This is a genomic window from Staphylococcus cornubiensis, from assembly GCF_900183575.1.
Taxonomy (GTDB): domain Bacteria; phylum Bacillota; class Bacilli; order Staphylococcales; family Staphylococcaceae; genus Staphylococcus; species Staphylococcus cornubiensis.
In genome coordinates, this window is sequence record NZ_FXUZ01000042.1 from 1 (window position 1) to 604 (window position 604).

Consider the following 604-nt stretch of genomic DNA (forward strand, 5'->3'; position numbering starts at 1 on the left):
GGGTGGATTGCTCCCCGTCAGAGCCTGCGTCTTTCGTTAAAGTAAACAAATCACTGCCGACAAGCTTCGCATAACCAATGTCATTGGCATCAGCAGATGCCGCTTCGTCGTTCGCATTCGCATCGCCGGCTTTCACTCCTTTCGTTTCATCAAGCGTCAAGGCAGCCCCTGCCTTCACCGCCATATCAACCACAGGGCCGTCGTCTTCAAAGCGCATCATTTGACCCAAATCCAGGTCGTCTTTCGCACTGTCGCCGTCTTTGTCGGTTAAGGTCACTTCCAATTTCAAAGAGCCGGCTTGAATGCGCTCTATTATGCCTCCCGCGCCGGATTCGTCGTGGTCGCTGGCATTCTCGTGTTTGATCGCACGGTATTGAAAGACTTCCACATCCCCATTGCTGGCAGTTAATAAAACCTTAAACACCACATCCCCATTGGTGTTCTTGCCCAACACTTCCGTGCCGCCCGCATTGGCAGACAACACGATGGCCTGATTGGTTGCCGTATCCACCAAACCAGAAGCCGGAGCACTCACCAAAAGCTTAAAGAGGGTGGATTGCTCCCCGTCAGAGCCTGCGTCTTTCGTTAAAGTAAACAAATCACT

The 604-nt window shown here is 52.2% G+C and carries 1 protein-coding gene; it reads right to left on the minus strand.

Going from position 1 to position 604, the window contains the following annotated elements; genetic code table 11:
• Nucleotides 1–604 (minus strand): DUF5801 repeats-in-toxin domain-containing protein (locus CCE82_RS12405; protein WP_206184400.1); only part of this gene is annotated, 604 nt, incomplete at both ends.